Source organism: Microbacterium sp. B24 (genome assembly GCF_000333415.1).
In the GTDB taxonomy this organism is placed as follows: Bacteria; Actinomycetota; Actinomycetes; order Actinomycetales; family Microbacteriaceae; genus Microbacterium.
The window spans coordinates 1-1,281 of the sequence record NZ_BADB01000275.1 but is presented as its reverse complement, the minus strand read 5'-3'; the positions used below and the strand labels follow the sequence as shown (position 1 = coordinate 1,281).

At 72.4% G+C, this 1,281-nt stretch carries 1 protein-coding gene; it reads right to left on the bottom strand.

What is annotated here, in order from left to right; all coding sequences use genetic code 11:
* Positions 1–1,281 (bottom strand): D-alanyl-D-alanine carboxypeptidase (locus I5I_RS07205; protein ID WP_036318143.1); only part of this gene is annotated, 1,281 nt, incomplete at both ends.

Below are 1,281 nucleotides of genomic sequence, written 5' to 3'. Positions count from 1 at the left end.
GGGATGTCGGCCGTCAGGTGCACCCCGACCGTCGCTGCGTTCAACGGGCCGCGCACCAGCACCTGGCCGACGGCGGCGTTCGCCGTGCGGGCCTGTCCCAGATCGAGCGTCGTGGTCGTCGCCGCCGCGGCGCCGTTCCAGAGGATGACTGCCGCGTCGGCATCCGTCACGATGTTCGCCGTCGCCCCCCAGGCGGTGCTCACCACGCCGGCGAGCGTGCCGGCCGGCAGGGCGAGGGGTGTCGAGACCTCGGTGGTGACCTCGGACAGCAGACGTGCCGTCTCCTGGTCGCGTGCCTCGGCAGTGGGCTGACCCAGAGCGGTGGCATAGACGCGCACCTGGGTGGTCCCGACGGTGATGTCCTTCGCCGCGAGCAGGTTGTAGAACGCTTCCAGGCTCCCCGTCTTCAGTCCGACGACGCCGGGATCGGCCAGCAGATCGTTGGTGTTGGTGACCTCGCCCGCGCCGGGGAGGTCGACCGTGCGGGTGCGAGCGATCTCGGCCACCACGGGGTTGGCGAGGGCGAGCTGCGCCAGCGTCACCAGAGCGGCCGGCTCGGCGGTGTTGGCGGGGTCGATTCCCGTCGGCTCCGACAGCGTGATGGCCCCGAGCCCGTGCCGGTCCAGCCATGCCCGCGCGGCCTGGGCGAACACCTCGTCGGTCGGCCAGAGGGTGCTGGCCAGTCGATTCGTGTAGTTGCCCGCCGACCCCATCAGAATGCCCTGCAGCATCTGGTACTCGGTGAGCGTGCCTCCGACGGGGACATCCAGCGCTGACTCGTCGTCCGCCAGATAGTCCCAGTACGTCTGGCGGTCGCGCGAGGTGAAGGTGAACTCCGGCCCCGGCTGTCCGACGCTCAGCGGCATCTCGTCGAGGATCATCAGGACGGTGACGACCTTGGAGATGCTCGCCATCGAGACGGGTGCGCTCGAGGATGCCGCGACGGCCTCGAATCCCGCGACGCCGACGGCGCCGGCGCCCGCGGACGGCCACGCCACGGCCGACACGGTCGCCACCGGTCCGTCGGGCGTGATCTCCCGCACGGTCGGCGCCACGGCCCAGAGCGGCCAGAGCAGCGTCGCGGCCGCGTAGGCGCCGCAGACGCCGATGGCGGTGAGCAACGGCACGACGACGCCGGCGCGCAGCGGGGAGCGTCGCGGGCGTCGAGCAAGCAGGTCGGGAGCCGCACCGGCCGCGATCGGCGTATCGACCGCGCCGGTGACGGTCTCATCGTCCACCCAGGCGAGCGCGCGGCGGCCTGCGCGGTTGCGGACGACGACG